6 protein-coding genes and 2 pseudogenes are annotated in these 6,702 nt (G+C 67.7%); all 8 read left to right on the top strand.

From position 1 onward, the window contains the following. Positions 1–389 (top strand): annotated as a pseudogene (locus tag AC2VON_RS01570) (aromatic ring-hydroxylating dioxygenase subunit alpha); the annotation flags it as partial. A 23-nt stretch (positions 390–412) separates the two neighbouring features. Further along, positions 413–1,987 (top strand): AMP-binding protein, encoded by a 1,575-nt coding sequence (locus AC2VON_RS01565; protein WP_486951359.1) that lies wholly within the window; start codon positions 413–415, stop codon positions 1,985–1,987. Positions 1,988–2,016: 29 nt separating this feature from the next. After that, positions 2,017–2,433: a nuclear transport factor 2 family protein gene (locus tag AC2VON_RS01560; RefSeq protein WP_486951358.1), complete on the top strand. Its 417-nt coding sequence runs from the start codon at positions 2,017–2,019 to the stop codon at positions 2,431–2,433. 44 nt (positions 2,434–2,477) lie between these two features. Beyond that, the gene (locus AC2VON_RS01555) at positions 2,478–2,948 is read left to right on the top strand and encodes an FAS1-like dehydratase domain-containing protein (protein ID WP_486951357.1); all 471 of its coding nucleotides are present in this window, start codon (positions 2,478–2,480) and stop codon (positions 2,946–2,948) included. Next, positions 2,945–3,388: a MaoC/PaaZ C-terminal domain-containing protein gene (locus tag AC2VON_RS01550; protein ID WP_486951356.1), complete on the top strand. Its 444-nt coding sequence runs from the start codon at positions 2,945–2,947 to the stop codon at positions 3,386–3,388. Before AC2VON_RS01555 ends, AC2VON_RS01550 begins: the two co-directional genes overlap by 4 nt. A 16-nt stretch (positions 3,389–3,404) precedes the next feature. Then, the gene (locus AC2VON_RS01545) at positions 3,405–4,607 is read left to right on the top strand and encodes a cupin domain-containing protein (RefSeq protein ID WP_486951355.1); all 1,203 of its coding nucleotides are present in this window, start codon (positions 3,405–3,407) and stop codon (positions 4,605–4,607) included. Between the two features lie 166 nt (positions 4,608–4,773). Next, positions 4,774–4,878: pseudogene (locus AC2VON_RS01540) on the top strand (PE family protein); the annotation flags it as partial. Positions 4,879–4,931: 53 nt separating this feature from the next. Next, positions 4,932–6,635: a PPE domain-containing protein gene (locus AC2VON_RS01535; protein ID WP_486951354.1), complete on the top strand. Its 1,704-nt coding sequence runs from the start codon at positions 4,932–4,934 to the stop codon at positions 6,633–6,635. Positions 6,636–6,702 lie beyond the last annotated feature (67 nt).

Below are 6,702 nucleotides of genomic sequence, written 5' to 3'. Positions count from 1 at the left end.
ACAACTACTCACTCGGCATCGGCTTCGTCCGGTTCCCCAGCGACCTGGTGGCCACCGTGCAGGTCACCGGGCAGACGCCGGTCGACGCGGACTACACCGACTACTTCTACACTCAGGCATCCATCCGCGAGCCGGGCGACACCGGCGACGTGCCTACCGGAAGGGCCGCGAAGTTCTTGGCGCTGCAGCAGCAGGTCATCAAACAGGACTTTTTCACCTGGGAGAACATGAAATACCTGGAGAAGCCCAACCTGGCGCCGGAAGAGGCCAGCGACTACGCGGCACTGCGCCGCTGGGCGCACCGTTTCTACCCGGGCGAGCAGCCCTCGCCGACGGACTTCGGCTACACCCCCGACGGTGAGCCGGACCCGGCTGTCGCGGGAGCCTGATGCACCACGCGCAACAAGGGCGGGTGCTCGGCCCGGCCGATTTCGGCGTGGACCGCTTCACCGTCCCGGCCGTGCTGGACCGGCGCGCCGCGCAGTCACCGGAGAAGGTGATGATGTCGGTCGCCGGAGACCCGTTGACGTTCGCGCAGCTGGCCCGGCGGTCACGCGCGGCCGCGAACGTGCTACTCGACCTGGGACTGCGCCGCGGCGACTGTGTCGCGCTGTTCACCGCCACCTGCCCGGAGTGGATCTACTTCTGGCTGGGCGCGGCACGCATCGGTGTGGTGAGCGCCGCGGTCAACGCCGCGAACAAGGGCGACTTCCTGCGACACACACTGGCACTGGCGCGGGCCAAGGCGATCGTCACCGATGCCGAGCGGTTGGCGCGGGTGAGCGAGGTCGCCGACCGGCTGCCGAGGGTGGCCGACGTTGTGGTGTGCGATGATTCGCTGCGCGCCACCCTCACCCGCGACGACGACGGACCGTTGGTGGACAGCCCCGGCGGGCCGGGCGGCGTCGGTGAGGTAGGGGCGTTGTTCTTCACCTCCGGCACCACCGGCGCCTCCAAAGCGGTGGCCACCACCTGGCACTACTTGTTCACCGCGGCGGCCACCGTCGCCTCGGCATGGGAATTCCGGGCGGGCGAGGTGCTGTGGACCGCGATGCCGCTGTTTCACCTCAGCGCCGCGCCGACCGTGCTGGCGCCGATGCTGGCCGGCGGCACCACCGTGCTGTCGGCCGGGTTTCATCCCGACCGGGTGGCCGACGAGGTGCGCGGCTGTGGCGCGGTCGGGTTCGCGGGTGCCGGTGCGATGGTCTCGATGCTGCGCTCGCTGCCCGCCGACCCGCGGGAGAGCCAGCTGCCGCTGCGGTTCATCTCCGCTGCGCCCATCTCCGCCGATGACTATCACGACATCGAAAAGCGGTACGGCTGTCGCGTCGTCACCATGTACGGCCTGACCGAGGCGTTTCCGGTCACCGTCCAGGGCGTCGCCGACGACGGTGTGCCGGGCAGCTCCGGACGGCCCACCCCCAACTTCGACGTGCGCATCCTGGACGCGAACGGCAGCCCGCTGCCGGCCGGGCAGGTGGGTGAGATCGCCTGCCGACCCAGGTATCCGCACGTGATGAGCGAGGGCTATCTCGCCGACGACGGCGGCGTCGTCCCGCACCGCCAGTGGTTTCGCACCGGCGACCTCGGCAAGCTGGACACGGAGCAGAACCTGACCTACATCGACCGGGTCAAAGACTGCTTGCGCCGGCGCGGCGAGAACGTCTCTTCGGTCGAGGTGGAGACCGTTGTGCTGGGCCATCCGGCGGTAGCCGAGGCCGCAGTGGTCGGGGTGCCCAGCGACCTGGGCGAGGACGACATCCTGCTGGTCGTGACGTTGCGGCCGGCAGCCACGCTAGACTGCGCCGAATTGCTGGATTTCTGCGCCGACCGGATGCCGTACTTCTGCGTGCCGCGTTACGTCGACATCGCCGACGAGATCCCCAAGACCGTCATCGGGCGGGTACGCAAGGATGTGCTGCGGGCTCGGGGTGTCGGCGCGGGCGCCTGGGATCGGGAACACCACGGATACAGCCTCAATCGGTGAAGACTGGGCCTCAAGACTGGGAGAGCGAGATGAGCATGACCTATCAGCAGCAGCACCTGCTCGACGGCGCGGTGGCACGCGACGCGATCCTGAACCTCACCGCGCGGCACAACCGATGCTATTCCGTGGGTGACCGTGACGGCTGGATCGCGACGTTCCGCCACTCCGGCGCACAATTCGCCCGGGGCGGCGAGGTTTTCACCGATCTGCGGGCCGCGTTCGACGGTGGCGGGCAGCGGCTGGTCGCCGTCGACCATGAGATTGCCGTCGACGGGATCGACGCCACCCAGCAGTGCGTCGCGTTGCTGTTCACCGCCGGCCCGGATGGTGCCGCCGCGACATTGCGTGCCACCGGCACCTACCGGGATCGGCTCGTTTACGAGCGGGGCGGCTGGTATTTCACGACACGTGAGCTGGAATGGGACCCGCTGCCAAGCCGGGTGTGACGGGCTACCAGCTGGCGTTCGGCAGCTACGCCGACGCGCTGCGCATGGTCGGCGTGACCACCGAGCCGCGCACCGCCGGCACGGTGGTCAGCGGTGCGCGGATCCAGCTCTTCGCCTCGATGGTGCACGATCCCAACCCGGCCTACTGGGACGTCGAGTTCGCCACACAGGCGTGGGGTGGTCTGCTGGCACCGCCCGCGCTGCTGATGGGGTGGCTGATCCCGCCGCCGTGGCAGCCGACGGGCCGGCCGCCGGTGGCGATCGCGCTGCGGGTGCCCCTGCCCGGCACCACCTTCATCAACGCGACCAACGAGGCCGAATTTCTGCTGCCGATCGTCGAGGGGGACCGGCTTACCGTGGTGGAGCAGCTGGTGTCGGTGTCGCCGGAAAAGCGAACACGGCTCGGCGTCGGCCATTTCATCGAGACACTCGACACCTTTAGCCGCCAAGACGGTGCTGTGGTGGCCTACAACCGAAACACCTTGTTCCGCTTCACCCCCGAGGCGGACTCATGACGGTCGACTGGGAACGGTTGAGCCCCCCGGTCGAGCTGGTGCAGGTTGTCGACAAGATCGACTATCAGCGGGTGGTGCTCAACGCCGCGGCGACGTGGGACTACTTTCCGTGCCACTTCGACCCTGCCTATGCCGAAAGCCAAGGCCACCCGACTATTTTCGTCAATACCATGCATATCGCCGGCTTTGCCGACCGGATCGCGACCGACTGGGCCGGACCGTACAGCCGGGTGGTGCGCCGCAAGATGACGGTGGCCGGGCCCATCTATGCCGGTGACACCATGGTGGGCAGCGGACGGGTCGTCGCCAAGCGCTGCGACACCTCAGCAGACCCGCCGCGCTATCTTGTGGATCTTCAGATCCAGGTGAGCAACCAGCGTGGCGAACTGTGTTGCCCGGTTGAGCTCACCCTGCAGATGCCGGGCCGTCGAGACGGCTGATGATACAGGCGAACGCGTGTCCGGCGTAGACGATTTCTCCCTTGCCTGGCTGCTCGCACCGCTATCGGTCGACACCTTCCTCGACGAGATTTGGGGAACGACCCACTATCACGTCAAGCGATGCTGCCCGGGCTATTTCGACGGCATCCTGGACGGGCCGTCGGCCGCCGAGCAGCTCCTGGAGTTGTTCCGGCCCGAGCCCGGGCCGGCCTGGGCGGTTCGCCTGGTACGGGCCGACGAGCAACGCGGTCCCGATGACACCTACCGGCTCGCTGACGGCACCCTCGACCTTGTCCGCATCCGCAACGGCTTTGCCGACGGCTACACCGTCGTCTTCGACGGTATCGAGCAGTATGTGCGCGCGGTCGCCGCGCTGGCGCACTTCATCGAGGTCGAACTGAACTTCGCGACCAAGGTCAACGCCTATGTCACGCCACCGGATTCCCAAGGCTTCGTCGCGCACTACGACGAACACGACACGCTGATCCTGCAGATTCAGGGATCCAAGATCTGGCATGTCTACGACGGCGCTGACGTTTCACCGCACCTGATGCGTCGCCGGCAGCCTGTTGACACGGCCGAACTCGCGGCGCCGACCGACCTGCTCCTGGAGGCCGGCGACGTGCTGTACCTGCCACGCGGACGAGTTCATACGGCCGAGACCACCTCGGAGCAATCGGTCCACCTGACTGTCGGGGTCCACGCTCCCACCCTGTTCACCCTCGTCTCCCGGGAGCTGTATTCGCTGAGCCTCTCGGATGACCGCGTCCATACCCAGCTGCCACCGCGCCACCTTGCCGACCCGGACCTGCGCGCCAGCGTCAGCAGCCTGGTAAGTGAGGTCGCCGGATACCTCGAAGAACCCGGAGTCATCGCCGAAGCTCTTTGCGCGTTGGAGGACGTGCTGGTCAAGCGCGGCCGATGCCCACCGGTCGGGCAGGCCGTCTCGAACGTCGCCGGGATCGACGCACACACACGAGTGGTGAAATACCAACCGCTGTATTCGCGGGTGGCTACAGCTGCGGGCGGTGCTTCCCTGAATTTTGCGCAGTTGGTCGTAAACGCCGGGCCCGACCACCAAGCCGCACTGCTGTTCGTCTCGAAAAGCACGGAGCCGTTTCGGGTTTGCGATCTGCCTGGGCTCAGTGCGGCCCAGCAGACAAAGCTGGTCCGGACCCTGATCACCAGCGGATTTCTGGTGCGGCTACCCGACGCCTGACTCAGACGCGCGGTCGTTCGTCGCTCGGCCGGCCCGCATGTCCGGCCGGCATAGTGCGTGGCCGTGGCCTTGCAATCACGCGGGCGCCATGGTATAAGTCCGGTAGCCGCTAATGAAAGTCATATTCATTTTCGCTAGTATGGGTCGGTTTCCAAGGAGTGGTGTTATGACGTTGCGCGTCGTTCCCGCCGTCGAGGCGTCGACCGCGCGACTGTCTGCGGCGCATGCTGGTGCGGCCCCGCTGATCGGAGCTGTGGTGCCGGGCGCCAGCTACGCCCGCGGTGACGCGGAGTCATCGTCGTATCCCGTTGCCCGCGGCTGGCAATGACTGCACCCGTCTGGATGGCCGCACCGCCGGAGGCGCATTCGGCACTGCTCAGCAGTGGTCCCGGGCCCGGCTCGTTGGTGGCGGGCGCCGCAGCGTGGCATTCGTTGAGCGCCGAATACTCGTCGGTGGCCGAGGAACTCAGCGCAGTGCTGGAGGCGGTGCAGGCCGGCGCGTGGGAGGGACCGAGCGCGGAGTCGTTTGTCGCCGCATTCGTGCCGTTTCTGGCGTGGCTGATGCAGGCCAGTGCCGACAGTGCGGCGGCGGCTACCCAGCACGAGACCGTGGCCACGGCCTACACCGGCGCGCTGGCGGCCATGCCGACCCTGGTGGAGCTGGCCGCCAACCACGCCACTCATGCGGTGTTGGTGGCGGCGAATTTCTTCGGCATCAACACCATCCCGATCGCCCTCAACGAAGCCGACTACGTGCGGATGTGGATCCAGGCCGCCACCACGATGAGCACCTATCACGCGGTCGCCGGTGCGGCGGTGGCGGCGACGCCGCAGACCGATGCGGCGCCGATCATCCTCAAATCCAGCACAGCCAAACCGCCGAACCCACAGTACATCTGGACGGACGGCATCCCGATATCCGGCAACAACCCGTTGGGGCTTCCGCAGTGGCTCCAGAACTTCTTAAACCAGGTTGGCATCGGAAACACCATGGTTGCCCACGACCCGAGGATCGATCTCTGGTTCGACAAGGTGATCGCGAATTTCCTGCACGACCTCGGGGTGAATTGGAACCCCGCCGCAGGCACCCTCAACGGAGCCCACTACGACTCCTATGCGGACCCGGGCCAAGCGATCTGGTGGCTTGTCCGATCGCTCGAACTCTTTGAGGACGCTCAACAGTTTGGCACCTACCTGGCGCACGATCCGGCGTCGGCCGCCGAGTACTTCTTCAGTTGGGCGCTGTTCGACATTCCGCTTCACATTGAGCAATTCGGAATCTTTGCGGCCGAGAATGCGGCGGCACTGGCCGCCGGCGCCAGCCCCGCGGTCATACCCGGGGCCGGGCTGGCCGGGCTGGCCGGGCTGGCCGGGCTTGAGCAGTCCGTCGCGCCGGCGCTGGCGCCCGCTGCTGCCGCACCCGCTGTGCTGCCGGCCGCTGGAGCCGCCCCGACTGTTCTGGCGTCGGCCGTGCCCGCCGGCTCGCCCCCAGTGCCGTCGTCGGCCCCCGTACCGGGCACCGCCGCCGCCGCTCCCGCGCCGCCGGTCCCGCCGGCCGCCACCGGGGGGGTCGGCTTTGTTCCTCCGTATCTAGTGCCGCCCGGTATCGGGTTTGACACGGGAATGGGCTCGAGCGCTAGCTCGAGCGCTCGGCGCAAGGCGCCGGAGGCCGACACCGCTGCAGCTGCGGCGGTGTCGGCCGCGCAGGAGCGCCGGCGCGCGCGGCGCCGGCGCCCCGCGGTGATGCGTGGCCACGGCGACGAATTCGCCGACATGAACATCGAAGTCGACCCGGATTGGGGCCAGCCGTCGCGGGATGGGCCGTTGGAGTCGGGCAGCGGGGCAGGACCATTGGGTTTTGCCGGCACGGTGCGAAGCGAAGCCGTCGAGCGGGCGGCGGGGTTGACCACACTGGCCGATAGTGAATTCGGCAATGGCCCGCGGATGCCGATGCTGCCGGGCACCTGGGGCGCCGAGGCGTCAGAGGGCGCCGCGGGCTCAGACCCGATTCCGCGAGTAAGTGGGTGACACGGGCTGTTGGTTAGCGATGGATGCCGTTGTGGCCTGGGATAATTCGGCTTGAGACAGGCGATTT

This window comes from Mycobacterium sp. TH-M82, assembly GCF_057473605.1.
This window is presented reverse-complemented; position numbering and strand designations above follow the sequence as displayed.

What these genes read in the sequence shown, in the direction of transcription:
- AC2VON_RS01560 (WP_486951358.1), top strand. Translation starts at nt 2,017, where the DNA reads ATGAGCATGACCTATCAGCAGCAGCACCTGCTCGACGGCGCGGTGGCA.
- AC2VON_RS01555 (WP_486951357.1), top strand. Translation starts at nt 2,478, where the DNA reads ATGGTCGGCGTGACCACCGAGCCGCGCACCGCCGGCACGGTGGTCAGC.
- AC2VON_RS01550 (WP_486951356.1), top strand. Translation starts at nt 2,945, where the DNA reads ATGACGGTCGACTGGGAACGGTTGAGCCCCCCGGTCGAGCTGGTGCAG.
- AC2VON_RS01535 (WP_486951354.1), top strand. Translation starts at nt 4,932, where the DNA reads ATGACTGCACCCGTCTGGATGGCCGCACCGCCGGAGGCGCATTCGGCA.